The organism is Enterobacter cloacae complex sp. 2024EL-00214 (genome assembly GCF_043945575.1).
Classification (GTDB): domain Bacteria; phylum Pseudomonadota; class Gammaproteobacteria; order Enterobacterales; family Enterobacteriaceae; genus Enterobacter; species Enterobacter cloacae_P.
Genome location: NZ_JBIMRC010000009.1, coordinates 91,671 through 116,803 on the forward strand (window position 1 = coordinate 91,671; position 25,133 = coordinate 116,803).

The 25,133-nt window shown below is 52.4% G+C and carries 26 protein-coding genes; 13 read left to right on the forward strand and 13 right to left on the reverse strand.

Features of this window, described 5'->3' with window-relative positions; genetic code table 11:
- Window positions 1-64: 64 nt before the first annotated feature.
- Window positions 65-964 carry a LysR family transcriptional regulator gene (locus tag ACHHZ6_RS12260; protein ID WP_395122278.1) on the reverse strand — a complete coding sequence of 300 codons (900 nt, stop codon included), beginning with the start codon at window positions 962-964 and terminating at the stop codon, window positions 65-67.
- Between the two features lie 669 nt (window positions 965-1,633).
- Here ACHHZ6_RS12260 and ahpC point away from each other — a divergent pair.
- Together ahpC and ahpF are read left to right on the forward strand one after the other, a co-directional pair.
- On the forward strand, window positions 1,634-2,197 hold the full coding sequence (ahpC, locus tag ACHHZ6_RS12265) for an alkyl hydroperoxide reductase subunit C (RefSeq protein ID WP_182919577.1): 564 nt from the start codon (window positions 1,634-1,636) through the stop codon (window positions 2,195-2,197).
- A gap of 247 nt (window positions 2,198-2,444) precedes the next feature.
- Complete coding sequence (ahpF, locus tag ACHHZ6_RS12270) at window positions 2,445-4,010, forward strand: alkyl hydroperoxide reductase subunit F (RefSeq protein ID WP_182274087.1); 1,566 nt, start codon at window positions 2,445-2,447, stop codon at window positions 4,008-4,010.
- Between the two features lie 59 nt (window positions 4,011-4,069).
- On the opposite strand, the gene uspG is transcribed toward ahpF, so the two are convergent.
- From uspG to rnk, 3 genes are all read right to left on the reverse strand, one after another.
- Window positions 4,070-4,498, reverse strand: a complete 429-nt coding sequence (uspG, locus tag ACHHZ6_RS12275; protein ID WP_182274088.1) for a universal stress protein UspG — start codon at window positions 4,496-4,498, stop codon at window positions 4,070-4,072.
- A 129-nt stretch (window positions 4,499-4,627) separates the two neighbouring features.
- Window positions 4,628-4,717 carry a small membrane protein YldA gene (gene yldA, locus ACHHZ6_RS12280; protein WP_275943685.1) on the reverse strand — a complete coding sequence of 30 codons (90 nt, stop codon included), beginning with the start codon at window positions 4,715-4,717 and terminating at the stop codon, window positions 4,628-4,630.
- Window positions 4,718-4,856: 139 nt separating this feature from the next.
- A complete protein-coding gene (rnk, locus tag ACHHZ6_RS12285; protein ID WP_182274089.1) occupies window positions 4,857-5,267 on the reverse strand; it encodes a nucleoside diphosphate kinase regulator in 411 nt (136 codons plus the stop codon).
- Window positions 5,268-5,522: 255 nt separating this feature from the next.
- Between rnk and ACHHZ6_RS12290 the strand changes: the two genes are divergently transcribed.
- Together ACHHZ6_RS12290 and ACHHZ6_RS12295 are read left to right on the forward strand one after the other, a co-directional pair.
- Entirely contained in the window at window positions 5,523-6,353 is an 831-nt protein-coding gene (locus ACHHZ6_RS12290; RefSeq protein WP_395122279.1) for an alpha/beta fold hydrolase, read from the forward strand.
- 89 nt (window positions 6,354-6,442) lie between these two features.
- Window positions 6,443-7,063, forward strand: coding sequence for a flavin reductase family protein (locus ACHHZ6_RS12295; RefSeq protein ID WP_182274091.1), 621 nt, complete (start codon window positions 6,443-6,445; stop codon window positions 7,061-7,063).
- A gap of 84 nt (window positions 7,064-7,147) precedes the next feature.
- Here the strand turns inward: ACHHZ6_RS12295 and rna are convergent, their stop codons facing one another.
- Both rna and dcuC read right to left on the reverse strand, forming a co-directional pair.
- Window positions 7,148-7,957 carry a ribonuclease I gene (rna, locus tag ACHHZ6_RS12300; RefSeq protein ID WP_182274092.1) on the reverse strand — a complete coding sequence of 270 codons (810 nt, stop codon included), beginning with the start codon at window positions 7,955-7,957 and terminating at the stop codon, window positions 7,148-7,150.
- Between the two features lie 89 nt (window positions 7,958-8,046).
- Complete coding sequence (gene dcuC, locus ACHHZ6_RS12305) at window positions 8,047-9,420, reverse strand: anaerobic C4-dicarboxylate transporter DcuC (protein ID WP_196390979.1); 1,374 nt, start codon at window positions 9,418-9,420, stop codon at window positions 8,047-8,049.
- A gap of 343 nt (window positions 9,421-9,763) precedes the next feature.
- On the opposite strand from dcuC, the gene ACHHZ6_RS12310 reads away from it, so the two are divergent.
- The 7 genes from ACHHZ6_RS12310 to cspE all read left to right on the forward strand — a co-directional run bounded on the left by ACHHZ6_RS12310 (window position 9,764) and on the right by cspE (window position 17,255).
- Window positions 9,764-10,165: a hypothetical protein gene (locus ACHHZ6_RS12310; RefSeq protein WP_182919582.1), complete on the forward strand. Its 402-nt coding sequence runs from the start codon at window positions 9,764-9,766 to the stop codon at window positions 10,163-10,165.
- Between the two features lie 55 nt (window positions 10,166-10,220).
- Window positions 10,221-10,535 carry a copper-binding protein gene (locus tag ACHHZ6_RS12315; RefSeq protein ID WP_395122280.1) on the forward strand — a complete coding sequence of 105 codons (315 nt, stop codon included), beginning with the start codon at window positions 10,221-10,223 and terminating at the stop codon, window positions 10,533-10,535.
- A gap of 11 nt (window positions 10,536-10,546) precedes the next feature.
- Window positions 10,547-11,803, forward strand: coding sequence for a TolC family protein (locus ACHHZ6_RS12320; RefSeq protein ID WP_395122281.1), 1,257 nt, complete (start codon window positions 10,547-10,549; stop codon window positions 11,801-11,803).
- Window positions 11,800-13,005 carry an efflux RND transporter periplasmic adaptor subunit gene (locus tag ACHHZ6_RS12325; RefSeq protein WP_182919585.1) on the forward strand — a complete coding sequence of 402 codons (1,206 nt, stop codon included), beginning with the start codon at window positions 11,800-11,802 and terminating at the stop codon, window positions 13,003-13,005. The genes ACHHZ6_RS12320 and ACHHZ6_RS12325 overlap by 4 nt, the downstream gene beginning before the upstream one ends.
- On the forward strand, window positions 13,002-16,118 hold the full coding sequence (locus tag ACHHZ6_RS12330) for an efflux RND transporter permease subunit (protein WP_196390983.1): 3,117 nt from the start codon (window positions 13,002-13,004) through the stop codon (window positions 16,116-16,118). Before ACHHZ6_RS12325 ends, ACHHZ6_RS12330 begins: the two co-directional genes overlap by 4 nt.
- A gap of 119 nt (window positions 16,119-16,237) precedes the next feature.
- Complete coding sequence (gene pagP, locus ACHHZ6_RS12335) at window positions 16,238-16,855, forward strand: lipid IV(A) palmitoyltransferase PagP (RefSeq protein ID WP_182274095.1); 618 nt, start codon at window positions 16,238-16,240, stop codon at window positions 16,853-16,855.
- 190 nt (window positions 16,856-17,045) lie between these two features.
- Window positions 17,046-17,255: a transcription antiterminator/RNA stability regulator CspE gene (cspE, locus tag ACHHZ6_RS12340; protein ID WP_002439184.1), complete on the forward strand. Its 210-nt coding sequence runs from the start codon at window positions 17,046-17,048 to the stop codon at window positions 17,253-17,255.
- Window positions 17,256-17,474: 219 nt separating this feature from the next.
- Here the strand turns inward: cspE and crcB are convergent, their stop codons facing one another.
- The gene (gene crcB / locus ACHHZ6_RS12345; protein WP_182274096.1) at window positions 17,475-17,858 is read right to left on the reverse strand and encodes a fluoride efflux transporter CrcB; all 384 of its coding nucleotides are present in this window, start codon (window positions 17,856-17,858) and stop codon (window positions 17,475-17,477) included.
- A 67-nt stretch (window positions 17,859-17,925) separates the two neighbouring features.
- Here crcB and ACHHZ6_RS12350 point away from each other — a divergent pair, with 67 nt between their 5' ends.
- Complete coding sequence (locus ACHHZ6_RS12350) at window positions 17,926-18,714, forward strand: deaminated glutathione amidase (protein WP_395122282.1); 789 nt, start codon at window positions 17,926-17,928, stop codon at window positions 18,712-18,714.
- Window positions 18,715-18,840: 126 nt separating this feature from the next.
- Window positions 18,841-19,044 (forward strand): twin-arginine translocase subunit TatE, encoded by a 204-nt coding sequence (tatE, locus tag ACHHZ6_RS12355; RefSeq protein WP_014069320.1) that lies wholly within the window; start codon window positions 18,841-18,843, stop codon window positions 19,042-19,044.
- A gap of 81 nt (window positions 19,045-19,125) precedes the next feature.
- Here tatE and lipA read toward each other — a convergent pair whose 3' ends face one another.
- The 6 genes from lipA to rlpA all read right to left on the reverse strand — a co-directional run bounded on the left by lipA (window position 19,126) and on the right by rlpA (window position 25,121).
- A complete protein-coding gene (gene lipA / locus ACHHZ6_RS12360; protein ID WP_182274098.1) occupies window positions 19,126-20,091 on the reverse strand; it encodes a lipoyl synthase in 966 nt (321 codons plus the stop codon).
- A 207-nt stretch (window positions 20,092-20,298) separates the two neighbouring features.
- On the reverse strand, window positions 20,299-21,252 hold the full coding sequence (locus tag ACHHZ6_RS12365; protein WP_182274099.1) for a YbeF family transcriptional regulator: 954 nt from the start codon (window positions 21,250-21,252) through the stop codon (window positions 20,299-20,301).
- A 291-nt stretch (window positions 21,253-21,543) separates the two neighbouring features.
- Window positions 21,544-22,185, reverse strand: coding sequence for a lipoyl(octanoyl) transferase LipB (gene lipB / locus ACHHZ6_RS12370; RefSeq protein ID WP_182274100.1), 642 nt, complete (start codon window positions 22,183-22,185; stop codon window positions 21,544-21,546).
- Window positions 22,186-22,277: 92 nt separating this feature from the next.
- A complete protein-coding gene (gene ybeD / locus ACHHZ6_RS12375; protein WP_003022706.1) occupies window positions 22,278-22,541 on the reverse strand; it encodes a DUF493 family protein YbeD in 264 nt (87 codons plus the stop codon).
- Window positions 22,542-22,648: 107 nt separating this feature from the next.
- The gene (gene dacA / locus ACHHZ6_RS12380) at window positions 22,649-23,860 is read right to left on the reverse strand and encodes a D-alanyl-D-alanine carboxypeptidase DacA (protein WP_182919587.1); all 1,212 of its coding nucleotides are present in this window, start codon (window positions 23,858-23,860) and stop codon (window positions 22,649-22,651) included.
- Between the two features lie 139 nt (window positions 23,861-23,999).
- Window positions 24,000-25,121, reverse strand: coding sequence for an endolytic peptidoglycan transglycosylase RlpA (gene rlpA / locus ACHHZ6_RS12385; protein WP_182919588.1), 1,122 nt, complete (start codon window positions 25,119-25,121; stop codon window positions 24,000-24,002).
- Between the last annotated feature and the right edge of the window lie 12 nt (window positions 25,122-25,133).

The following is a 25,133-nucleotide window of genomic DNA, read 5'->3' on the forward strand; positions in this document are numbered from 1 at the left end:
GAACGATAAGTTGGAGTGATATATTGGGTACCCGGCCACCACAGCTAAGTGACCGGGTAAGAGGTCACAACATATTTATGTCTTCAATGAAATTAGAAAATACCGTGCTGTTAAGTGCCGAGCGATTGTACATAATATAAATATCAATTGACGGAATGGAAATGTCTGACTCAATCATCTTCAGGCCTAAGGCTTCACCATATTGTTTGAACGCCGTAGCGGGAACAATACCAATCAGGTTTGAGACACTGAGTACGGATAATATAGAAAGATAAGAATCACTCCGATAGCCGATATCTCTTTCGGGCAATAAACGTTCAATGTCGTCCCGGTATGTTTTGGCACCCTGTTCATCGCTGATGTAGGCCGTGAATTTCTCGTTTAACAGCTCCTCCCGCGTTGCGGCCGTACCGATTCGCGGGTGATCCTGGCGGCAGACGAGGTTCATTTGCAGCTTATGGAACACGTTGCAGGAGATTGAGCGGTTGTTCAGAGGGTAAAACGAAAAGACCAAATCCGCCTTACGATAGGCCAGGAGGTCTTCCGCTGAGTCCTGTGAAACCAAAACATCCCGCAGTTCAATCTCATTGTTATGTTTTTCCATAAGCAGCTTTATGGGAGGAAGAAGGACTTCTGGTGTCAAAAATTGTGGGCAATAAATCACAAAAGTCTTCTTCATCCCGCTGTGGTGCATGATGCTGATTGTCTGCTCAAGCTGGTTAAGGTTCTGTTCAAGATGATGATGCAGGTTTACGCCGACGGTTGTTGGCGTGATCCCCTTACCTGAACGAATAAAAAGTGGGTCATTGAGTTGATTGCGCAAACGTTGCAGAGACTGGCTCACAGCTGAAGGGGTAATGTAGAGCGTTTCAGCAGCCTTACTAATGCTAAGATGTTGATAAATACACTCAAAAATGACTAAAAGATTGAGGTCAAACTTTTTAAGATCATATAGGTTAGCCATGTTTCTTCCTGATATTGATTCGTTGTCGTGTTGTTGTCACATTTGTATTAACTATAGATTGAAGCGAATCATTTACAATCCTTGTGATTAGCCTGCTTAATAATAGTTTAAAACATACTTAATGTATCATGCCGACAGATAAATAAAATAGTTCTGAAAAAGAAGTTAAGATAAATTTATCTTTAAAAGGGTGTCTGGTTTTAAATAATGATATTGAGGTTGTTTTTCGGCTGCTTATTTACTTTTTAATTTAATTAGAATTGTACTGGAAATGTCTCTCATTATTCATTTGATGAATAATGTAATGTCACGCAACCGGGTATTCGGCCTTACCTATCACAATCATAGGCAGGAACGCGGGGGAGATGGATTGCCCTGAGTGTGTACGGGTGTTGTAATCAACGCGCTATTACGGCCTGAGTACCGGGTAAGTAGAGCGCAACGCAATGCCAGCTTTGGCTGGCACTGAATGTACCTACGGGGAGTTCAGGTATCAGGGCCGCCCATTGAGGCGGCCTTTTTACGTTTGGCTTTCCTGAAACTCCTTTCACCCTATCTTCCCACCCGGGTTGTTAGGTATGGCTGATTGATTTGATAAAGCAAACGCATTAGCCCACTCAGGGAAAGTTCGTTACCTTACATCTCAACGAAAACACGGAGGAAGTACAGATGTCTTTGATTAACACCAAAATTAAACCTTTCAAAAACCAGGCGTTCAAAAACGGTGAATTCGTGGAAGTCACCGAGAAAGATACCGAAGGCCGCTGGAGCGTGTTCTTCTTCTACCCGGCTGACTTCACCTTCGTTTGCCCGACCGAACTGGGCGACGTAGCAGATCACTACGAAGAACTGCAGAAGCTGGGTGTGGACGTTTACTCTGTGTCTACCGATACCCACTTCACCCACAAAGCATGGCACGGCAGCTCTGAAACCATCGCTAAAATCAAATACGCGATGATCGGTGACCCGACGGGTGCTCTGACCCGTAACTTCGACAATATGCGTGAAGATGAAGGTCTGGCCGATCGTGCCACCTTCGTTGTTGACCCGCAGGGCATTATCCAGGCTATCGAAGTGACCGCTGAAGGTATCGGCCGTGATGCGTCTGACCTGCTGCGTAAAGTGAAAGCGGCTCAGTATGTGGCTTCTCACCCTGGCGAAGTATGCCCGGCGAAATGGAAAGAAGGCGAAGCGACCTTAGCACCATCCCTGGACCTGGTCGGTAAAATCTAAATTTCCGTCGTCTTTCGCGCCACAGCCGCGTTGGCGTCGCGTGCTCACCCCGGTCACTTACTGATGTAAGCTCCCGGGGACTCGCCCACTCGCCGCTTTGCTGTGACACGAAATACTCAGGAAATAATCCCCTTTAAAAACGGGTGCATTAGCACCCGAATTTCTTACTAGCGTCCATGATGCAAGCGCATTCAGGCAGCCGCGTGAGGCCGCTTGCATGATGATGTTTTAAGCCCAGGAGATAACAATGCTCGACACCAACATGAAAACCCAGCTCAGGGCCTACCTTGAGAAACTGACCAAACCTGTTGAGCTGATTGCCACGCTGGACGACAGCGCGAAATCGGCAGAGATCAAGGAACTGTTGGCTGAAATCGCTGAACTGTCTGACAAAGTCACCTTCAAAGAAGACAACAGTCTGGCGGTGCGTAAGCCGTCGTTCCTGATCACCAATCCGGGTTCTGACCAGGGGCCGCGTTTTGCCGGTTCTCCGCTGGGCCACGAGTTTACCTCGCTGGTGCTGGCGCTGCTGTGGACCGGTGGTCATCCGTCAAAAGAGGCGCAGGCGCTGCTGGAGCAGATCCGCGATATCGACGGTGATTTTGAGTTTGAAACCTATTACTCGCTCTCCTGCCACAACTGCCCGGATGTGGTGCAGGCGCTGAACCTGATGTCAGTCCTGAACCCTCGCATTAAACACACGGCGATTGATGGTGGTACGTTCCAGAATGAAATTACCGACCGCAACGTGATGGGTGTTCCGGCGGTGTATATGAACGGTAACGCATTCGGCCAGGGCCGTATGACGCTGACCGAGATCGTGGCCAAAGTAGATACCGGTGCAGAAAAACGTGCGGCAGACGAGCTGAATAAGCGTGATGCTTACGACGTGCTGATTGTCGGTTCCGGTCCGGCAGGGGCGGCGGCGGCGGTGTACTCCGCACGTAAAGGTATTCGTACTGGTCTGATGGGGGAACGTTTTGGTGGTCAGGTGCTGGATACCGTGGACATCGAAAACTATATCTCCGTGCCGAAAACGGAAGGTCAGAAACTGGCCGGCGCACTGAAAGCACACGTCAGCGACTATGAAGTGGATGTGATAGACAGCCAGAGCGCCAGTAAACTGGTTCCGGCAGCGGTTGAAGGCGGTTTGCACCAGATTGAAACCGCGTCCGGTGCAGTGCTGAAAGCCCGCAGCATCATCATTGCCACCGGCGCGAAATGGCGCAACATGAACGTGCCGGGCGAAGATCAGTATCGCACGAAAGGCGTAACCTACTGCCCGCACTGCGACGGTCCGCTGTTTAAAGGTAAGCGCGTGGCGGTGATCGGCGGCGGTAACTCCGGTGTAGAAGCGGCTATCGACCTGGCGGGGATTGTTGAACACGTCACCCTGCTGGAGTTTGCGCCAGAGATGAAAGCGGACCAGGTGCTGCAGGATAAAGTCCGCAGCCTGAAAAACGTCGACATCGTACTGAATGCGCAGACGACGGAAGTGAAAGGCGACGGCAGCAAAGTGACCGGCCTGGCGTATCGCGATCGGGTGAGCGGTGATGTGCATAGCGTGGCGCTGTCGGGTATTTTCGTTCAGATTGGTCTGCTGCCAAATACCACCTGGCTGGAAGGTGCTGTCGAACGCAACCGGATGGGCGAAATCATCATTGACGCGAAATGCGAAACCAGTGTGAAGGGCATATTTGCGGCGGGTGACTGCACAACCGTACCGTACAAACAGATTATTATCGCGACAGGTGAGGGGGCGAAAGCGTCGCTGAGTGCCTTTGACTATCTGATCCGCACCAAAACAGCATAATAAAAGAAAGTAAGGCTATACCTGCAATAGCAAGAGGCCACCGAAAGTGGCCTCTTTTTTTATCTGACCACCATCACCGGAATGTGCGTATGACGGATCACGCTGGAGGCGTTGGAGCCAAGCAGGTGAGTGGTAATGGAAGGATTACGTGAACCGATAACAACCACATCGGCCTTCAGCTCATTAGCCAGTTCATTAACGGCATCACGCACGCTGCCGAACCTGACGTGCGTTTTAATGCGAGAGGGATCGATGGTGAAGTGTCCTGCCATGGTTTGCAGACGTGTTTCAGCTTCGTGCTGCAGATGTTCTTCAAAGCGACGCACATCGGCGGCAAAACGGTGCAGGTTCAGGCTGGCGGAACCCGGTAACACGTGCAAAAGATGAATAACACCGTCCTGCTGTGCAAGGAACTCGGCGTGGCGTACGGCCTTGTCGCTCAGCTCCATTTCGAAAACATCAACCGGCATAATGATTCTCTGATACATACCCGTTTCTCCTTGTTTATAAACGCTAAAACCATTCAAGCACAAAATGATATTGGTTTCTGATATCTGTCTGGCACTTTTTCATACGATGACATTTTTTGTTTTTGCGAGGCAGGAAGAGAAAATGAATTACCAGTGATGCTCAAGATAAAGCACAGCCATGACGATAATCGCCATAAAAATGATGAAAAACAGTGTGATAACCATTGCATCACTCATGACCGTCCCCACGGCACCAAAACAGGTTAAGCGTGGATTAAGCGGATTTTGTGCGGTATAGGAAAATTGGGTGAATTACCGGAAAGAGGATGCAGAAGCATCCTCTGTACAATGCGGGTTGGCGCGTGTTCAGCCGGGATTAACGGAGGTAATCGCCTGCGGCTTCTGGCTGGTAGAGCAGTTCCAGCACTTCCAGATGGGTTGAGGCCCCGCCGGGTAATTCCCAGTGAATGGTATCGCCGGTGTGCAGCCCAAGCAATGCTGCACCCACCGGTGCCAGAACGGAAAGCTGCGTGCTGCTGTCGGTCATCTGAGCCGGGTAGACCAGCGTTCGGGTCAGCTCTTCGCCGGTGGCCAGGTTACGGAATTTCACCTGGCTGTTCATGGTCACCACGTCATGCGGCATGGACTCAGGCGTACACATTTGCGCCCGGTCGAGTTCTTCATTCAGCGCGTTGGCCACCGGGAGAGAAGCGAATTCTGCTTTTTCCAGAAGCCTGTCGATACGTTCTGCGTCGAGTTCATTAATGATAATTGTGGGTCTGGACATTTATTACTCCATGTCGTTAATGCTGCGTGTAACGCAGAAACCAATCCAAAAGAAAACCCTCGCCGTCTGGCAGCGAGGGTTTAACTCTCCCGATGATACTGGCTGAGCACGTAAGTTTGAAGTGATGAAGGTCACATTCATGGGTCATATGAATTTTTGGCGAAAAACGTGATCCCTCGCAAATTTGCATTATCCTTTTTAAGCGCCCTTTGTAGGCGACTATCCGCATTCAGTGTCCCTTAATCAGGAGATCTCATGAGCGATTACGACAAACTTACCTTGAAAGACGGCAGTTATTTGCATTTTAAGGACTGGGGAAGCGGGCAACCCATCGTGTTCAGTCACGGCTGGCCGCTGACGGCTGATGCCTTTGAAGATCAAATGTTGTTTCTGGGGTCAAAAGGATTTCGTGTGATTGCGCATGACCGGCGTGGGCATGGCCGTTCTGCACAGCCGTGGGACGGGCATAATATGGATCAGTACGCTGACGACCTGGCTGAACTAACGGCGCATCTGAATCTGAAAGATGCCGTACATGTCGGCCATTCGACGGGCGGTGGTGAAGTGGCGCGCTATATTGGTCGCCACGGCACGCAGCGCGTGGCCAAAGCGGTGCTGATTGGTGCAGTGACGCCGATTATGATCAAAACCGATTTCAACCCGAACGGGGTACCGAAAGAGGTGTTTGATGGTATTCGGGAGGGGGTGATTAACGATCGTGCGGCCTTTTTCTATGAGCTGACCGCCGCGTTTTATGGCTATAACCGCCCGGGGACGAAAGAGTCCAGTGCCGTGCGGGAGAGCTTTGTCGGGCAGGGGCTACAGGGATCGATCAAGGCATTGTATGACTGCATCAACGCTTTTTCGGAAACTGACCTGCGCGCAGATCTGAAAAAGATGACTATCCCTACGCTTGTGATCCACGGTGATGACGATCAAATTGTCCCGATTGATACCTGTGGCCGTGTGGCTGCGGAGATCCTGCCTGATGCCCAGCTGAAAGTCTATGCGGGTGGCTCTCACGGTATCTGCACCACCCATAAGCATCAGATTAATGACGATTTGCTGAAATTTATTCGTTCCTGATCCCTGACGGATTGCGTTACGCTGATCGTCCTGAATCAGGGCCATGAGCGAAGCGTAATTCGTGTCTGCCCTACCAATGAGAGAGCAACATGTACTTCTACCAACCTTCTCAGGGGCACGGCCTGCCGCATGACCCGCTGAACGCCATTATTGGCCCGCGTCCGATTGGCTGGATCTCTTCCTGTGATCAAGACGGTCAGCTGAACCTTGCCCCGTATAGCTTCTTTAACTGTTTCAACTACCGCCCACCGATCATCGGTTTTTCCAGCAATGGCTGGAAAGACAGCGTGCGTAATATTACTGAAACAGGCGAATTTGTCTGGAATCTGGCAACGCGCGATTTGGCCGAAGCGATGAATGAAACCTCTGCCACGCTGCCTCACGGTGAAGATGAATTCACCTTTGCCGGGCTGACGCCGGTTGCCAGCCAGCTGGTGAATGCACCACGCGTGGCGGAAAGCCCGGTGAACTTTGAGTGCCGCCTGTCGCAGTGCATCCAGCTGACGGGGGCCGATGGTACGCCGGTCGACACCTGGCTGGTATTGGGGGAAGTGGTTGGCATTCATATTGCCGAAACGTTGCTGGAAGAGGGGATTTACCAGACAGCGAAAGCGCAGCCCATTTTGCGTGCGGGTGGGCCGACGGCCTACTACTCCATCAGCGACACCCATCGGTTTGATCTGGTTCGCCCGGATGCACGCAGGGGGTAAGATGGCCGGGCGGCAGTTTTTACTGATTTGCTCAGGGGGCGAGTCTGGCGTACTCACTCACCAGCCGCAATGCCCGGCGGGTGATCAGTAACCGGCTTTATCAATAACAAACTGTTTGCCGCAGTTACCCGGATGTGGCTGTGGGGCAAAAGAGGCCGCAGAGAGCGGTGCGTTAATGGTGTCGGCTTTTAGCGAGATCTGCATTTCAGTCAGATACGCAGGGTTACCGTCGCAGCTAAGCTTAATGGCTTTCACATTCTCCTTGCCCCAGCTTTTGGCCACCGCGTCATCAAAGTCGCTACGGCTCACGGTTTTGCCGTAGTTATCCGCAAGGAATTTCCCCACGGCGCTGCTTTTAACGTCCTGATTCATGCGTACCATCGTGCCGAAATAAGCGTCGGGATCAAAACCAAAGCAGACCCCATGCTTGGCATATTCGTAACGTTCCAGGCAGGAGTTACCACCTGCGCCGGGCATGACGCTGTTCAGTTTTGCGGCACCCGAAAGCGACAGTCCGGTTTCGGCGGCTGAACATTTGCGGCCGGCTTTGACTTCCGGCATATTCGGAGCTGGCCGCGTGGCACAGCCAAAACGCATCCAGCGGCGTTCATCCACGCCAAGTGCGGCAATAGATTTAGGTAAACCCGGCCATAGCCCGTGAACGGTCAGAAAATCGGTTTTGTTATCGCTCTCTTTCTGCAGACGACACTCGTCAGGGGCGTTGCGGTTACGATCAACCATGCTCTGACAGAACCCGGTTTGCCAGGAAAGCGCCAGCACATAGCGATCGAAATCGCCGTATTGCGTTGCCTTGAGATCGTCTGCCTGTGCGGAGAATACACAGAGTGCGAGCGCCATCGCGCCAGACGGAATAACGATATCCTTCCTGAGCATTTAATTTCCTGAACGATTGAATACGATTGATTTCTGGAAATTATTAAAGCACAAAAAGCGCCCGCAGGCGCTTTTTGGTTACAACGGATTTAACTTACGGCTGTTCCTGGTACCAGGACTTCCGTTGCGATGATCACAATGATCAGGCCAACGAGTACGGGGACCGAGGTGCGTTTTACAACTTCAAACGGCGATATTTTTGCCATCCCGGCGACGGCAACGACCACGCCCGATACCGGAGAAATGGTACGACCCAGGTTTGATGCCTGCAGCATCGGAATGGAGAGGTAAGCCGGGTTAATTCCGGAGGAGTGGGCCAGTTTCGGGATCATCTCAACGAACGCGTAGAACGGTGCGTTACCGGAACCGGTGGTCATTGCTGCCAGCATGGTCAGCACCACCAGCACCAGCATCAGAATAATACTGGCAGAACCGAACGACGTGGCGATGGAAATCAGGCTCTGGATAAAGCCGATGGTGCTCAGCCCCTGGGCGAAGACGCCCGCCGCAACTAACAGCATCACGACGCCCGCGAAGGCGTCCGCCATGCCGCGGTAAGCGACTTCCAGGCCAGAAAATACCTTCTTCGTGTCGAAGCCACGCACAAACTCCAGCACGGCAGCCAGCAGCATGCAGATGACCAGAATGGTGATGATATGCAGCTGCGGACCCCATTTACCGTCAAACACCAGCACGCCGATAATCGGGGTAAATGGCAGAATGGAATAGAATGCCGGAGCAGTGGTGGTGATTTCACTCACATCCATCATCTCATGGCTGATGTTCTCTTTTTTATCGAGATAGCGCTGCCAGAAGAAGTGCGCAATTGCCATACCGATAATTGCGACAATGGAGATAGGCAGGGTGGTTTTAAAGGCGAAATCGATCAGCGACATTTCCGCTGCTTTTGCGGCCAGTACCACGTCGCCTGACGTTGGAGAAAGAATAATGGCTGCCGGAGAGGCACAGATTGCCGCCGCTGCGCCACGGCTGATGCCGACGTTGACCATTACCGGGAACAGGGTGGCCATTAACAGTACGCCAAGTCCGGTTGCAGACGAAACGGCCAGCGACATCAGGCAGGCGAGGAAATAGGCTGCAACCATCAGCAGATAGGGGGAGTTAATGTACTGAAGAGGTTTTGAGGCCAGCTTAACAACCATATCGTTGGCACCGATATGAGTCATATAAGCGGCAAAACCGCACAGCATCATGATCATCATGCCCAGGTCGCCACCACGGCTCATGAGCAGAATTTTAATATATTCAACAATATCAGTGGCGGTATAACCGGTGCTGGTTTCGCTGGCGGGTAAGACTTTATGACCCATCAGAGCGCTCACGATCAGCAGCGTCAGGCCACCGACAAATAATACCCCAGTGGCTGAATACCCTTTAATGATGTAGCGTGCTACACCGACAATGACGATGACTCCGATAAGGAGCTCGATAAACGTAAGCATGGTGTCCCCTGTATCCTTGCTGCCCGAGAGCACAAATAATTAATAAGAAAAGCAGGATGAAATGTGCCGAATTAATGGCCAGTCCTTGCTGATTAAAATCAATAAAGATACTACTAAAAGAGATATTGACGATATTTTTGCCATTGCGGTGGCATTTATGTCATGTCGATATTGACCGACTGAAACACAATTATATGTCATTAAATTGATGGTGAATTGTTAATATATTTGGTGCGATTTCTCAGCCAGTTGATAAAGAACGTAAAACTCTTTAAAAGCACTTTTCTTTCATTCTTTTGCCTGCATATACTCAGGCTACTTTTTTCAACCTGACGATACCGATATGCACGCCAACTGGACTTATCGCCTGCGTTTCCTCAAAAAACATCTTCTGATGTTTTTGATGGCGTTTGGCTGGCTGTTGCTCCAGAGTCAGGTTGCTGTTGCATCTCATCACTGCACCATTGATTTGCGTGGCGAGATGGCTGCTATCCAGCATATGGATATGATGGCAAAACCTGGCCTGCATAACGCTGTTGATGCTTCTCCGCTGTGTGAGAAACACTGCGTACCCGATCAGGTACAAAAAGATCCCGCTCAGTTGCATCTGGTGGCGCTTCCTGCCGCCATGACGCTCACCCTGAATACACCAGAATGCGCTTCTGCGAGCGATTCTGTGTGGTCTGTTACCCCTCCAGCCGTGGGGCCTCCGGCAACGATCCGCTATTGCCGGTTCAGAGAATAAAAAGACCTGTTAATCCGTTGTTTTTATTTAATTAACGTTTAACAGGAGTTTTATCATGCGTGCTTTATTCCTTTCCGCGCTGCTTGGCGCGTCCGTCTCTTTCGCTTCTTTTGCCGTTCAGGCCAATGAGGTTTCTTCTCCGTCTGCACAACGCTGGCAAGGTCACGGGGTGGTTCAGTCGTTTTCTGCTCAATCCGTCATGCTCCGGCATGATGCCATTCCCGAACTGAAATGGCCGGCCATGACCATGCCATTTACCTTATCTGCCGGTGCAGTGCTGAATGGCGCTAAACCCGGCGATGAGGTGACCTTCACGCTTGAACGTGCGGGTGCCGGCTTCCAGATTGTCTCGCTGACGCCGCAGCGCTAAGCGAGGACACCATGAAACAACACACACTGGGCCTGTGGCTCGGTGGGGTGCTGTTCGGTCTTTTCAGCTCCGTCGTACAGGCGGAGTCGTGGACGCTCGAACAAACCCTGACCGAAGCACAGCGCTATTCAGCCGAGTTATCAGCCAGCCGCAACGAAGCGCAGGCGCTGGACGCTATGGCGGATTCCGCCACCCAATTACCTGACCCGAAGCTAAAGTTCGGCATTGAAAACGTGCCGGTGCAGGGCAATAACGACAGACGACTGACGCGTGAAGGCATGACCATGCAGAAGATAGGCATCATGCAGAGTTACATCAGTTCAGAAAAACGTGAGCGTAAGGCGCAGACCTTCCAGGCGCAGGCGCGCGGAGTATTGGCAAAGTCAGAGGCCATTCGCGCCGTTCTTCAGCGTGATACCGCGCAGGCATGGCTGGATTTGGCGCTTGCACAGCAGGCGTTAAACGCGGCCAGAACGCTGGTCAGCGAAACAGAGCATCAGCGCGGCGTGCAGAAGGCGAGCGTCGGGGCGGGAAGCTCAACCCCGGACAGCGTGCTGGCGCTGCAGATGACCCTGAGTGCAATGCGCGATAAAGAGACGCTGGCTCAGCGGGATGTGCAACTGGCGCAAAGCCGCCTGCTACAGCTGACGGGGCAAGCTATTCCTGATGTACGCGGGCCGTTGCCGCGTTATCAACGTTTGCCCGCCGATGAAAAAACGCTGGAAGAGGGGATTACCCGCCACCCTGAAGTGGAGGCGGCTCGTCGCGAAGCAGAAACGGCCAAAGCCCGTTCAGCGCAATCGGAAGTAGCCGCGATCCCTGATGTGGATGTGGAGGTGTTTTATGCCCATCGTGCCGAGGGATATGACGATATGGCAGGGGTGATGTTCAGCGTGGATCTGCCCATTTTCCAGTCTAAACGACAGGACAAAGATTATGCCGCCGATGTCTCCCGTTCGATGCAGGCCGTCGATCAGTTAACGCTTATCAAACGTGAGCATATTGCGCAGGTTCAAACCCTGGTTGCGCAATATCAGGCGGCGCAGATCTTGTGGCAGCGCCAGCGGGATGAGGTGTTGCCTTTGCAGCGTCAGCGGCTGGACGTGCTGACGGCGCAGTATCGTTCCGGACAGTCGGATCTTCCGACACTTCTGGAGGCACGTCGTGGCGTGCTGGACACGGAACTGGCGGTGAATCAGGCCGAGCGCGAGATGGCGCGTACCTGGGCTGCCGTGAACTGGCTGATACCGCAGGAGCTGGCACAATGAAAAAAACAACCTTAACTGCCGTCGCGATTGCCGTCGTTGTGGCCGCCAGCGGTGGTTATTTCGTGGGGAAAAAACAGTCCAGGCAACCGGCGACGACTGCGCAACCCACCGAACGTAAAGTGCTTTACTGGTACGACCCAATGATGCCCGGCCAGCGTTTCGATAAGCCGGGTAAATCTCCCTTTATGGATATGGATCTGGTGGCACGCTACGCCGATGAAGAGAAAGCGGCGACCGGCGTCGGGATCAGTACACAGCAGCAGCAAAACCTGGGGATGAAAACAGCCAAAGCACAGATGCGCCAGCTGGTTTCACCGTTCTCCGCCTTTGCCACGGTATCAACGGATGAGCGTAGCGTGTCGGTGGTTTCGGCCCCGGCCAACGGTGTGGTGTCGCGGCTGTTTGTTAACGCCCCTCAGCAGCAGGTGAAAGCCGGGGAACCTCTGGCACAGCTGTGGATCCCCCAGTGGACGACGGCCCAGCAGGAGTATCTGGCCGTACGCCAGTTGGGTGATGCCGGGCTGACTCGCGCAGCACGTGAGCGGCTGGCGCTACAGTTTATGCCGGAAGAGGTGATTCGGGCGCTTGAGCGCAGCGGTAAACCCCAGACAACATTGACGCTGCGCGCCGCCAGGGCCGGATATGTGGTGAAGCTTGACGTGCGGGAAGGCGCACAAATTACGGCCACGGCACCGCTCTTTGAGATAGCGAGCCTCGATCCCGTCTGGCTGGTGGTTGATTATCCGCAGACGCAGGCGCAGTCCCTGACGGTGGGGAGCAAAATGGTCGCCACGACGGAAAGCTGGCCTGGAGAGCGGTTCCACGGCACGGTCAGCGAGCTACTGCCGCAGATGGAAACGACGACGCGAACGCTAAAAGCGCGCATTGTGCTGGAAAATAACGGCCAGAAGCTGAAACCGGGGATGTATCTCACCGTATCCCGTGCCGAAGAGTCAAAACGTCCGCCGGTGCTGGCCGTACCGGAAGAGGCGGTGATCAGGAGTGGTAATGCCGCGCGTCTGTTGATTGCAACAGGAGAGGGCTATTTCCATCCGGTGAATGTGGAGACCGGGCTGACGGCACAAGGGTGGACGGAGATCCGCTCCGGGCTGAAAGAGGGGGATGACGTGGTGACCTCCGGTCAGTTCCTGATCGACTCAGAAGCCAGCCTTCGTAGCGTGATGCCGGAGGTGACACCATGATCGCGGCAGTGATTCGGGCTTCATTGCGCAACCGGCTGCTGGTGATCCTGGCTGCCCTGATGATGGCAGGCTGGGGCTGGTGGTCGGTGCAGCGCGCACCGCTGGATGCGCTTCCTGATTTGTCGGATGTGCAGGTGATCGTCAAGGCGAGTTATCCGGGTAAAGCGCCACAGGTGATTGAAGATCAGGTGACCTGGCCGCTGACAACCTCGATGTTGTCCGTGCCGGGAGCGAAAACGGTGCGCGGCTTTTCCATGTTTGGCGATGCCTACGTCTACGTACTGTTTGAGGATGGTACTGATCTCTACTGGGCGCGTTCCAGGGTACTGGAGTATTTAAGCCAGGTGCAGGCGCAATTTCCTGCCGGGGTGAAAGTATCGCTGGGGCCAGATGCAACGGGCGTCGGCTGGATTTACGAATATGCGTTGGTCGATCGCAGCGGTAAACACAGCCTGGCGGACCTGCGTGCCCTTCAGGACTGGACGCTGAAATTTGAGCTTAAAACGGTGCCTAACGTCTCTGAGGTCGCCAGCATCGGCGGGATGGTTCGTCAGTATCAGATTGTGGCCGATCCGGCGAAGATGCGTGCGCTGAATATTACCCATAACCAGCTTTCCAGTGCTGTTCAGGCCGCGAATAAGGAGAGCGGCGGTGCGTTGCTGGAGATGGGCGAAGCGGAATATATGGTGCGCACGACGGGTTACCTGCGCTCGCTGGATGATTTTCGCAACGTAGTGATTACCAGCCGTGATGGGGTGCCGGTTCTGCTCAAAGATGTCGCCACGATTGGCTTCGGTCCGGAGATCCGCCGGGGTGTCGCGGAGCTGAACGGTGAGGGGGAGGTTGCCGGTGGCGTGGTGGTGATGCGTTACGGGCAGAATGCGCTGGAGACGATCCATGCGGTGAAGGCAAAACTGCATGAATTGCAGAAAACGCTGCCGCAGGGTGTTGAAATTGTCCCCGTGTATGACCGCTCGACCCTGATTGAAGAGTCGGTCAAAACGCTGACCCATAAGCTGCTTGAAGAGTTTGCCGTGGTGGTGGTGGTCTGCGCGCTGTTTCTGTTCCATTTTCGTTCGGCGCTGGTGGCGATTGTCTCCCTGCCGCTGGGCATTCTGGGCGCATTTGTGGTGATGCATTATCAGGGTATCAACGCGAACATTATGTCGCTGGGTGGTATTGCCATCGCCATTGGGGCAATGGTGGATGCGGCGATCGTGATGATTGAAAACATGCACAAAGTGCTGGAGCAGTGGCGGCACGATAATCCTGGCAAAACACCGTCGTCGGGGGACTACTGGCATCTGGCCGAACGTGCAGCGGTGGAGGTGGGGCCGGCGCTCTTCTGCAGCCTGCTGATCATCACCCTGTCGTTTATTCCGGTCTTCTCGCTTGAAGCGCAGGAGGGGAGGATGTTCTCGCCGCTGGCGTTCACCAAAACCTGGTCGATGGCTGTGGCGGCAGGGCTTGGGATCACGCTGGTGCCGGTGTTAATGGGGTATTTCATTCGCGGGAAAATTCCTGACGAAAAGGCCAACCCGATCAACCGTGTGCTGATCCGCCTGTATGAACCGCTGCTGGATAAGGTGCTGACGTTCCCGAAAACCACGCTGGTGCTGGCATTTGCACTGTTACTCGCCACGCTCTGGCCACTAAGTCGTCTGGGCAGTGAGTTTATGCCGCCACTGGACGAAGGTGATTTGCTGTATATGCCATCAACATTGCCGGGGATTTCTGCCCGGGAGGCATCACGGCTACTACAGCAAACGGACAGGCTGATCAAAAGTGTACCGGAAGTGGCGAGCGTGTTTGGTAAAGCCGGACGAGCCGAGTCCGCAACCGATCCTGCACCGTTAACCATGCTGGAAACAACCATCCATTTTAAACCCCGCGACCAGTGGCGGCCGGGAATGACACCGCAAAAACTGGTAGAGGAGCTGGATAAAACCGTGTCGGTACCGGGGATCGCCAACGTGTGGGTTCCGCCGATTCGCAACCGTCTGGATATGCTGGCAACCGGGATTAAAAGCCCGGTAGGTATTAAGGTCAACGGCAATAACATTGCTGATATTGAGCGAGTTGCGCAGCAAATCGAGCAGGTTGTAAAGCAGGTTCCCGGTGTCACGTCAGCCCTGGCTGAGCGGCTGGCGGGCGGTCGTTATGTGGATATCCGTATCGACAGGCAAAAAGCGGCACGCTATGGCGTTTCCGTCGATGAGCTGCAAAGTATGGTTTCTACGCTGGTGGGTGGCGATAACATCAGCGAGGTGCTCAACGGACGCGAACGTTATCCGGTTAATCTGCGTTATCCCCGCGATCTGCGCGACAATGTCGATAAATTGCGGGTCTTACCGGTCGTTGCCGCAAACGGTAGCCAGGTGGCGCTCGGTGAACTGGCTGATATCATCGTCACCGAAGGCCCGCCAATGCTAAAAAGCGAAAATGCGCGCTTGTCTGACTGGATCTACGTGGATTTACGCGGGCGCGATCTGAAGTCTGCCGTGGATGAAATGCAGAAGCGTGTCGCTGAAAATGTGGTTTTACCGCAGGGGGTTTCTCTCTCCTGGTCAGGGCAGTTTGAATATCTTGAGCGGGCGACGGCAAAGCTGAAAATAGTTTTGCCGGTGACGTTAATGATCATATTTATACTGCTATGGCTAACCTTTAAGCGAGTGACAGATGTCCTGGTAATAATGGGGACTTTACCTTTCGCACTTATTGGCGGGGTATGGTTGTTGTGGTTACTGGAATATAATCTCTCCGTTGCAGGGGCGGTGGGTTTTATCGCCCTCTCAGGCGTTGCCGCGGAATTTGGCGTAATTATGGTTCTCTATTTAAATCATGCACTGGATAAATACCGCAGCCGTGAACCGGACGGTGGGAACGCGACACTGATGCGCGCTATTCATGAAGGTGCTGTGCTACGCGTGCGGCCGAAGGTGATGACGGTTGCGACCATCATGGCGGGATTACTGCCGATCATGTGGGGGGGTGGCAGTGGTTCCGAAGTGATGCAACGCATTGCAGCCCCGATGGTGGGTGGGATGGTGACGGCACCTCTGTTGTCGATGCTGGTTATTCCCGCGCTCTATAAATTGTTACATCAACGCTAAAGATGCATCCTGCATGCGCTTATTCAGACATGCAGGAACGCTTTTCGGAATATTCCAGGGAAAGGTATTATTAATTAGGAATAACGTAGTTGTCTGTTGAGACACGATTCAACTATTTTATGGTAAACTTTGCGCCGAATACTAAGAATGGTAATTGCATTGTGATCGTACGTAATAAATTATTTCTGATTTTATTGTTTATTTTTGGACAGTTAATGTTCTCTTCTGTTGTGCAGGCAGAAGACAACGCGACGGATAAAGGCTGGTTCACCACCTTTAAGGATAACGTTTCACAGACCTGGAAAGAGCCGGAACACTATGATCTCTATATTCCGGCAATAACGTGGCACGCACGCTTTGCGTATGACAAAGAAAAAACAGACGACTACAACGAGCGTCCCTGGGGGGCTGGTTTTGGTCAGTCACGCTGGGATGACAAAGGGAACTGGCACGGTATCTATCTGATGGCGTTTAAAGACTCCTTCAATAAATGGGAACCGATTGGCGGTTATGGCTGGGAGAAAACCTGGCGTCCGTTAGCGGACGATAACTTCCACGTTGGGCTGGGTTACACCGCCGGGGTTACCGCGCGCGACAACTGGAAGTACATCCCGCTCCCGATAGTGCTGCCGTTAGCCTCTATTGGCTATGGTCCCGCAACGTTCCAGATGACGTATATTCCGGGGACATACAACAACGGTAACGTTTACTTTGCGTGGATGCGCTTTCAGTTTTAACTGAAAAAACTTTACATGTTGGTGAAAAAACGCACTGTTGTTGAATCATAAAGGATAAAAAACGTCCGACAAAAATTAACGCGACTTTTGTCACTTTTTATCAAAGAAGCGCTGGACAAAACGTCCCACAATTGATGTACTGATACCCGACACAGCATTTGTGTCGTTTTTTAATGTAAAGGTAATTTTGATGTCTAAGATTAAAGGTAACGTTAAGTGGTTTAATGAGTCCAAAGGATTCGGTTTCATTACTCCTGAAGATGGCAGCAAAGACGTGTTCGTACACTTCTCTGCAATCCAGTCTAATGGTTTCAAAACTCTGGCTGAAGGTCAGCGCGTTGAGTTCGAAATCACTAACGGTGCCAAAGGCCCTTCTGCTGCTAACGTAATCGCTCTGTAATTCAGACGCGTCAGCAAGAATTTCAAAACCCGCTCACTGAGCGGGTTTTTTTCGTTCTGAGTCAACCAATCAGATACATTTTCAGGAAGCTGGCGATGATCAGCACGCTCAACAGCACCATTCCTGCGCTCATCAAACTCTCTTTCATTCTGTCACCCTCATTCTGTATGACACCCAGAGTGACAGAGAAAAATTAAGCCAACATTAACGCTTCGTCAGTCATTGCGCACTGGCAGAGGAAAATAACCAGAATGCGATCCCGGTCATCGCAAAAGAGCCGAGCATGTTGATCGCAATGTTCATCAGCGCCCAGCCGACGCGGCCTTCCTGAAACAGAAAAACGACTTCGGCAGAGAAGGTTGAAAAGGTGGTCAAACCGCCGCAGAACCCGGTGGTAATCAATACCTTCCACACCGGGTCGATGTGCGTCATACGGTTAAACCAGGCCAGCCCCATGCCAATGATAAATGCCCCAATCAGGTTTGCGGCCAGCGTTCCCATTGGAATAACCTGATGCAGGGGATTAAACCGCATACTCAAGAACCACCGTGCAACGCTACCTGTGCCCCCACCAATAAAAACGGCTAAAAGTAGTTGAAACACTGTAAATACCTGCTATTTGATGTGTAAGAGCGTCGAGTGTAACGCTGTTTATGTTTAGGGGACAAATATGTATGTTGCGGTAGGGCAGTTCGCGGTGACGCCAGAGTGGGAGGTGAATGCACGAAAATGTCTCTCCCTGATGGCTGAAGCACGGCAGAAGGGCGCATCGTTACTGGTGCTCCCCGAGGCGCTGCTGGCGCGGGATGACAATGACCCCGATCTCTCGGTGAAGTCGGCACAGTCGCTGGAGGGGCCGTTTTTGAACATGCTATGCCAGGAGAGTGCGGGTAATACCATGACGACTGTTTTGGCGGTACACGTCCCTTCAACACCGGGGCGCGCCATCAATACGCTCGTGGTATTGCGTGATGGTGCCATCATCGCACGCTATGCGAAGCTACATCTCTACGATGCGTTCAGCATTCAGGAATCGCGGCTTGTTGACCCAGGCGATGTCATTCCACCGTTGCTTGAAATTGATGGACTTAAGATTGGGTTGATGACTTGTTATGATGTGCGCTTTCCCGATCTGGCTCTGAACCTCGCCTTGCAGGGGGCGGATGTTCTGGTATTGCCCGCTGCGTGGGTGAAGGGGCCGTTAAAAGAGCATCACTGGGCGACGTTGCTTACAGCACGTGCGCTGGATACCACCTGTTATGTGGTGGCGGCAGGGGAGTGCGGCAATAAAAATATCGGCCAAAGCAGAGTGGTTGACCCCCTGGGTATCACCATTGCGGCAGCAGCGGAAGCGCCGGTGTTGCTGCTGACGGAAATCATTTCAGAAAGGATTGCGCTTGCGCGCCAGCAATTACCTGTTCTTCGCAACCGTCGGTTTGCGCCACCGCAATTATTGTGATGTTTTTTTCAACAACGCTTGATTCACCTTGTTACAGATTGCTATTGTGTGCTCGCGCTAAATGACCGTTAATACAATCAGGTTTTTGGCGCTGAATGCAGCCTGTTTTATGTAAAGAAGGTATCTATGGGTGAGATTAGTATTACCAAACTGCTGGTGGTTGCCGCACTGGTCGTCCTGCTGTTTGGTACCAAGAAGTTACGCACGCTGGGTGGCGACCTGGGTGCCGCCATTAAAGGCTTTAAGAAAGCGATGAACGACGACGATGCAGCGGCGAAGAAAAGCGCCGAAGATGACGTCCCGGCAGAGAAGCTTTCTCACAAAGAGTAACAGCAATGCCTGAGGGCTTGCGAAAAAAAACCGGCTCAGATGGCCGGTTTTTTTGCATTACTGTAAGTAAATATTACAGAATTATTTAACTTCTTCGCCTTTTGCCTGCATGTCGGCATGGTAAGAAGAGCGAACAAACGGGCCACAGGCTGCATGGGTAAAGCCCATTGCCATGGCTTCGGCTTTCATCTCATCAAACTCATCCGGGCTAACGTAACGCTGTACCGGCAGGTGATGGCGGCTTGGCTGCAGATACTGGCCCAGCGTCAGCATGGTCACACCGTGGCGGCGCAGGTCGCGCATAACTTCAATGATTTCAGCATTGGTTTCGCCGAGACCAACCATCAGGCCGGACTTCGTCGGGATATCCGGGTGCGCTTCTTTAAAACGTTCCAGCAGCTTCAGGGACCAGTTATAGTCAGCGCCCGGGCGCACCTGGCGATAAAGGCGCGGTACGTTTTCCAGGTTGTGGTTGAACACGTCTGGTGGCGTCGCTGTCAGGATATCCAGCGCACGATCCATACGGCCACGGAAGTCTGGAACCAAAGTTTCAATCTTGATGTTTGGGCTTTTTTCGCGGATAGCCGTAATGCAGTCAGCAAAATGCTGAGCACCGCCATCACGCAGGTCGTCACGGTCAACGGACGTGATCACCACATAGCGCAGCGCCATGTCGGCGATGGTCTGTGCCAGTTTTTGTGGTTCATTAGCATCAGGTGCAACAGGGCGACCATGAGCAACGTCGCAGAACGGGCAACGGCGGGTACAGATTGCACCCAGAATCATAAACGTCGCAGTGCCGTGATTGAAACATTCAGCAAGGTTCGGGCAAGAGGCTTCTTCACAGACAGAGTGAAGGCCATTTTTACGCATCGCCGCTTTGATCCCCTGGATACGCGAAGAGTCGGCCGGAAGTTTAATTTTCATCCATTCCGGTTTTCTTAACAGCGCCTCGCGCTCTGTAGCCACGTTTTTAACCGGGATAAGGGCCATTTTATCGGCATCGCGGTATTTAACACCGCGTTCCATCACAATGGGTTTACTCATAGCGTGCGTGTTCCAGTTGCGAATATCGAAGGAAAGCGTTTCAATTCAAGGGAATGTTGTATTTATCAACTATTTTTGAACGAACGACAGGCAGTATATCATTGAAACGGTCGATAAAGCAGCCTGCCAGATCGCCAATTTGTAAAATAGTTGTTGTTTTGTGCCTTTTGCCCTGCATGTGGCAGGGGCTTGTGCTGCGCCAGCCTGTCAGAAAGCCTGGCAGATGATATTGATAACGTTTTCCAGTACCGGATCGCGCAGACTGAGTTTGTTGTAATGCAGTGAAATTTCAATGGATTCTGCATTGAGCTGGCTGAGCGGAATCTCCTCCAGTGGCCAGCATTTACGTAGCAAGTGATACAGCCGGGAGGGCATGATGCAGAGCATGTCGCTACTGCCAATCAGGGACGCGGTGGTAAACATATTGTAACTGCTAAAACTTATCTGGCGTTCCGGGAAGATTTCATCAATACGCTGGCGTAGCGAATTCAGCGCTTGCCCTTCAGTTATGAATGACGAGTGATCATAGTTACGCAGATTTTCAATGGTCAGGGGTTCGCTAAGCGCCGGGTGGTTCTGGCGACAAACAAGCACCAGACTGTCGGCATAGAGAACATGTTGCCCCAGTGCTCTGGCGCTGAAATGACTAATATCAATCACCACGTCGGTCTGGAACTGCGCAAGCTGAATTTCTGGTTCGTTGAGGGGAACATTGTGCAGCAGGAGCTGTGGCACATGGGATTTCATAGCCTGGAAGATCGCCGGCATCACCTGCACGCCTACTGAAGGGGTACAGCCGATGGTGATGGTTCTCTGTTTATCATAGCTTCCGGTTAAATCCAGTGCGCCCAGAATCGATTCCAGCCCCTGGCTGATGTACTCATGAAGATGCGTGGCATAGGCCGTTGGCGTGACGCCCTGACCTTTACGAATAAATAACGGATCGGGAAATATAGCGCGCAATTTCTGAATTGACTGGCTAATTGCAGAGGGCGTGAGATTGAGAATTTTCGCAGCGTTTACGATACCCTTGTGGACATATACAGCCTCAAAAATGGTCAGTAAATTGAGATCAATATTACGTAAAGTCCGAAAAATTTGCGGCTTGTCTTCTCCACCGGATTCATTCAGGCGCTTGGCTGGTAAATTATGATACACCACGCTTTCACTCCGTATACATTCACAATATGAATGATAGTTGAATTTATTTATTATGCTTGTAGAGATTCGTAAAGTGCTGGTTGTGTTTCACTTGTTTATCAAAAACAAACAATTGTGCGATTATCAGACAAGTTACATTGGTTCCGCAGGCAGCATTGTCTTGAGGTTAAATAATATGTAACGCTAATATTCGGGCGATTCGAAAATATAGAAGATGGGGATTATTGTAAAGCGTAAAAGCGGCAAATAAGCAGTGGCCCGTCAAATAATCGAGCCATGAGGTATGATATATTAAGCAGTGATATATTCGTGAGGAGGATTGTTAAGCAGTGCTAACATATTGTTCAACAGCACGGGACGAATATTATCTGGCGTAGCAGTTGCAACCCACTGGCGCATTTGCGTCATTTCCATTCCGGCATAGCCGCAAGGGTTAATGCGCTGAAAAGGCGTAAGATCCATATTAATATTCAGTGCCAGACCGTGGAATGAGCAGCCTTTACGAATACGCAGACCGAGTGAGCAGATCTTCATTTCCCCGACATAGACGCCCGGAGCATCGGCTCGCGGATGGGCATCAATACCATATTCAGCCAGCGTGTTGACGACAGTTTGTTCCAGCAGGGTCACCAGTTCACGCACGCCCAGCTTTCTGCGTTTCAGGTTAAGCAGGACATACATAACCTGCTGGCCAGGGCCGTGGTAAGTTACCTGCCCGCCGCGATCGCTCTGAATGACCGGTATATCACCCGTCATCAACAGGTGTTCGGCTTTTCCCGCCTGTCCCTGGGTAAATACCGGCAGGTGTTCTACCAGCCAGATCTCATCAGGTGTGGTGTCATCGCGTGAGTCGGTGAAGTCATGCATAGCCTGGGAGACAGGCTCGTAGGGTTGCAGCCCGAGATGACGGACAAGAATTTTATCCTGGTACAAAACAGCGTCTCCGAAGACGAGGGACAAAAGGTGAAGCGAGTATATCACAGGGGGGCGATGGGTTACCCGGCTAACCGGGTAACCGCAGAGGGTTACAGCACCATACGAACAATATCGATATTACCTAACTCTTCGTACAGTGTTTCAACCTGCTCAATGTGTGTAGCCGTAATAGTAATGGAAACTGAGTGATAGTTACCTTTACTGCTTGGTTTTACGGTTGGAGAGTAGTCACCTGGCGCATGGCGCTGTACCACTTCAACCACCTGATCAACCAGCTCAGGCAACGCCTGCCCCATTACTTTGTAAGTAAATGGAGTAGGGAATTCAAGCAGTTCGTTAAGTTTGGTTTTCATGTCAGCTCCGGCTTATGTGTAAAAAATAATAACTCCCGCCACAGGGCGGGAGTTTTACTGATACATAGTATATGGGGATCAAAATCACACTTTCAAGTGTTCAATTTTTATCCAAACCAGTGATGGAACATCAGCTTAATGTAATCAATGATTTTGCCGAAGAAATTGCCTTCAGGAATTTCCTGCAGAACAACGAGTGGGCGCTGATCGATAGTTTTGCCATCCAGCTGGAAGTTGATGGTACCCACAACCTGGTTTTTCTGCAGCGGTGCGTGCAGTTCGGTGGTGTTCAGCACGTAGCTGGCTTTCAGATCCTTCATACGACCACGAGGAATGGTCAGGTAGAGGTCTTTATCCACACCCAGGGAAGCACGGTCGTTGTTACCGAACCAGACTGGCTCAGAGGCGAACTCTTTGCCTGCTTTCAGTGGGTTCACGGTTTCGAAGAAACGGAAGCCCCAGGTCAGCAGTTTTTTGCTTTCTGTTTCACGGCCTTTAAAGGTACGGCCACCCATCACGGCAGAGATCAGACGCATCTGACCTTCTGTGGCAGAGGCCACCAGGTTGTAACCGGCTTTGTCGGTATGGCCCGTTTTGATGCCGTCAACGTTCAGGCTGTTATCCCACAGCAGACCGTTACGGTTGGTCTGGCGGATCCCGTTGAAGGTGAACTCTTTCTCTTTATAAATGGAGTATTCGTTCGGCACGTCACGGATCAGCGCCTGGCCAATCAGCGCCATGTCGCGTGCTGAACTGTACTGCCCATCGGCATCCAGGCCGTGAACGGTCTGGAAGTGGCTGTTTTTCAGGCCGAGTGCAGTAACGTAGCTGTTCATCAGACCGACAAACGCATCCTGGCTGCCTGCCGAGAAATCAGCCATTGCGACACAGGCGTCGTTACCGGACTGCAGGTTAATACCGCGGATCAGCTGAGAAACAGGAACCTGCATGCCAGGTTTCAGGAACATCAGTGATGAACCCTTGAACACCGGGTTTCCGGTTGCCCAGGCATCGTTACCGATCGTCACCATGTCGGATTCTTTAAATTTACCTGCCTTCATGGCCTGACCGATAACATAGCTGGTCATCATTTTGGTCAGGCTGGCCGGATCGCGGCGAGCGTCGGCATTCTGTTCTGCCAGAACTTTGCCAGAGTTGTAATCGATCAGGATGTAGGATTCCGCGTCTATTTGCGGAACGCCAGGGATCATGGTCTTGATATTCAGGTCATCGGCGTGAGCTGCAGAAAGAGCAGCTGCGCAAAGGGCCGTGGTCAGCGCCATGCGCTGCACAAAACGAGCAGAAAAAGTGGTCTTCATGGTCAGAACTACGACATCCGTGATGGAATTAAAAAAAGTGCCTTACTATAGCAAATGCTATACAGGCAGGCATCCGACTTTCAGTATGACTTTGTGAACGTGAGTTACACAAACCGACAATTCGGATACCGCCGATTACTTACTTCGCAACAGCAATAAAGGACTGCAGTTGCGCTTCATTTTGCAGACGCTGCTGCAGGGAGGCGGCCTGTGATTTGCTGGCAAACGGCCCCATCTGAATACGCCAGACGGCTCCGTTTTGCTCAACGCGCCCAGGTACACCAAACTGCTGGCTTAAGCGTTGCTGATACTGCTGCGCACGTGCCCGATCGCTGACCGCACCCACCTGAACCACGAAACCACCGCTGGCAGCTGCAGGAGCAGAAACGGCTGTACCAGGCGTGCTGGCTGGAGCCGTGACAGGCGCGGGCTGTGTGACAGGAGTGGACTGCGTGACAGGAGTGGCAACAGGAGCTGGCGTCGGTTCGCTGCCTTCCAGTACGCCCGGGGCTAAGGCCGTCGGAGCCCCCAGGAAGCCGCTACTCTTTACCGGTGCACCCGTGCTGTCATCGCTTTGCAGCGTATCGTTGCTGATTGCGTGGACATCTCCCCCTGCCTGAGCAGGCTCAGCGGGGGAAGAGGCACTCCCCATTCCGCCGTTCAGATCCGGGCGATCGGGAAGGGCGTACGTCTGTTTCGCCACAGTCGTACAGGCCGTACCCGGCCCGGAGAGCGAGCCGTCCTGCGCCACGATAATTGGGTCGATACGGACTTTGGTATTGTTCGACGTGTTCAGACGGTCTGCTGCAGCGCGAGACAACGAAATTACACGGTCGTTACCGTATGGACCACGATCGTTGATGCGTACCACGATCATTCGGCCATTTGCCAGGTTAGTGATGCGGGCATAGCTCGGAATGGGCAGCGTTGGGTGTGCCGCCGTGATCTGCACCGGGTCGAACGCTTCACCTGATGCGGTCAGGTTGCTACCGGGTTCAGCATCATAAATGGCGGCAAAGCCAGCCTGGCTGAAACGGGAAGGATCCTTAACGATTTTGTAGCTCTTGCCGTCGCGCTCATAATCCTGATTCGCGCTGGCATTCAGCGGTTCGTAAACGGGATCGGCTCCGCTGATTTCAACAATCGGGCCATTACAGACAGCAGGCTGCGGCGGCGCGACAGTCGCCTGTTGCTGACCATCATTTGTACAGGCCGCAAGTAAACTTGCTGCGATGCAGATACCCAGCCACTGCTTACGCATTCCTATCCCCTT

What these genes read in the sequence shown, in the direction of transcription:
- dcuC (WP_196390979.1), bottom strand. Translation starts at nt 9,420, where the DNA reads ATGCTTACGTTTATCGAGCTCCTTATCGGAGTCATCGTCATTGTCGGT.
- rnk (WP_182274089.1), bottom strand. Translation starts at nt 5,267, where the DNA reads ATGTCCAGACCCACAATTATCATTAATGAACTCGACGCAGAACGTATC.
- ACHHZ6_RS12315 (WP_395122280.1), top strand. Translation starts at nt 10,221, where the DNA reads ATGCGTGCTTTATTCCTTTCCGCGCTGCTTGGCGCGTCCGTCTCTTTC.
- ACHHZ6_RS12325 (WP_182919585.1), top strand. Translation starts at nt 11,800, where the DNA reads ATGAAAAAAACAACCTTAACTGCCGTCGCGATTGCCGTCGTTGTGGCC.
- rlpA (WP_182919588.1), bottom strand. Translation starts at nt 25,121, where the DNA reads ATGCGTAAGCAGTGGCTGGGTATCTGCATCGCAGCAAGTTTACTTGCG.
- ACHHZ6_RS12290 (WP_395122279.1), top strand. Translation starts at nt 5,523, where the DNA reads ATGAGCGATTACGACAAACTTACCTTGAAAGACGGCAGTTATTTGCAT.
- ACHHZ6_RS12320 (WP_395122281.1), top strand. Translation starts at nt 10,547, where the DNA reads ATGAAACAACACACACTGGGCCTGTGGCTCGGTGGGGTGCTGTTCGGT.
- ahpF (WP_182274087.1), top strand. Translation starts at nt 2,445, where the DNA reads ATGCTCGACACCAACATGAAAACCCAGCTCAGGGCCTACCTTGAGAAA.
- tatE (WP_014069320.1), top strand. Translation starts at nt 18,841, where the DNA reads ATGGGTGAGATTAGTATTACCAAACTGCTGGTGGTTGCCGCACTGGTC.
- dacA (WP_182919587.1), bottom strand. Translation starts at nt 23,860, where the DNA reads ATGAAGACCACTTTTTCTGCTCGTTTTGTGCAGCGCATGGCGCTGACC.
- cspE (WP_002439184.1), top strand. Translation starts at nt 17,046, where the DNA reads ATGTCTAAGATTAAAGGTAACGTTAAGTGGTTTAATGAGTCCAAAGGA.
- lipA (WP_182274098.1), bottom strand. Translation starts at nt 20,091, where the DNA reads ATGAGTAAACCCATTGTGATGGAACGCGGTGTTAAATACCGCGATGCC.
- ACHHZ6_RS12350 (WP_395122282.1), top strand. Translation starts at nt 17,926, where the DNA reads ATGTATGTTGCGGTAGGGCAGTTCGCGGTGACGCCAGAGTGGGAGGTG.
- ACHHZ6_RS12295 (WP_182274091.1), top strand. Translation starts at nt 6,443, where the DNA reads ATGTACTTCTACCAACCTTCTCAGGGGCACGGCCTGCCGCATGACCCG.
- rna (WP_182274092.1), bottom strand. Translation starts at nt 7,957, where the DNA reads ATGCTCAGGAAGGATATCGTTATTCCGTCTGGCGCGATGGCGCTCGCA.
- yldA (WP_275943685.1), bottom strand. Translation starts at nt 4,717, where the DNA reads ATGAGTGATGCAATGGTTATCACACTGTTTTTCATCATTTTTATGGCG.
- ACHHZ6_RS12330 (WP_196390983.1), top strand. Translation starts at nt 13,002, where the DNA reads ATGATCGCGGCAGTGATTCGGGCTTCATTGCGCAACCGGCTGCTGGTG.
- uspG (WP_182274088.1), bottom strand. Translation starts at nt 4,498, where the DNA reads ATGTATCAGAGAATCATTATGCCGGTTGATGTTTTCGAAATGGAGCTG.
- ACHHZ6_RS12260 (WP_395122278.1), bottom strand. Translation starts at nt 964, where the DNA reads ATGGCTAACCTATATGATCTTAAAAAGTTTGACCTCAATCTTTTAGTC.
- ahpC (WP_182919577.1), top strand. Translation starts at nt 1,634, where the DNA reads ATGTCTTTGATTAACACCAAAATTAAACCTTTCAAAAACCAGGCGTTC.
- ACHHZ6_RS12310 (WP_182919582.1), top strand. Translation starts at nt 9,764, where the DNA reads ATGCACGCCAACTGGACTTATCGCCTGCGTTTCCTCAAAAAACATCTT.
- ybeD (WP_003022706.1), bottom strand. Translation starts at nt 22,541, where the DNA reads ATGAAAACCAAACTTAACGAACTGCTTGAATTCCCTACTCCATTTACT.
- pagP (WP_182274095.1), top strand. Translation starts at nt 16,238, where the DNA reads ATGGTAAACTTTGCGCCGAATACTAAGAATGGTAATTGCATTGTGATC.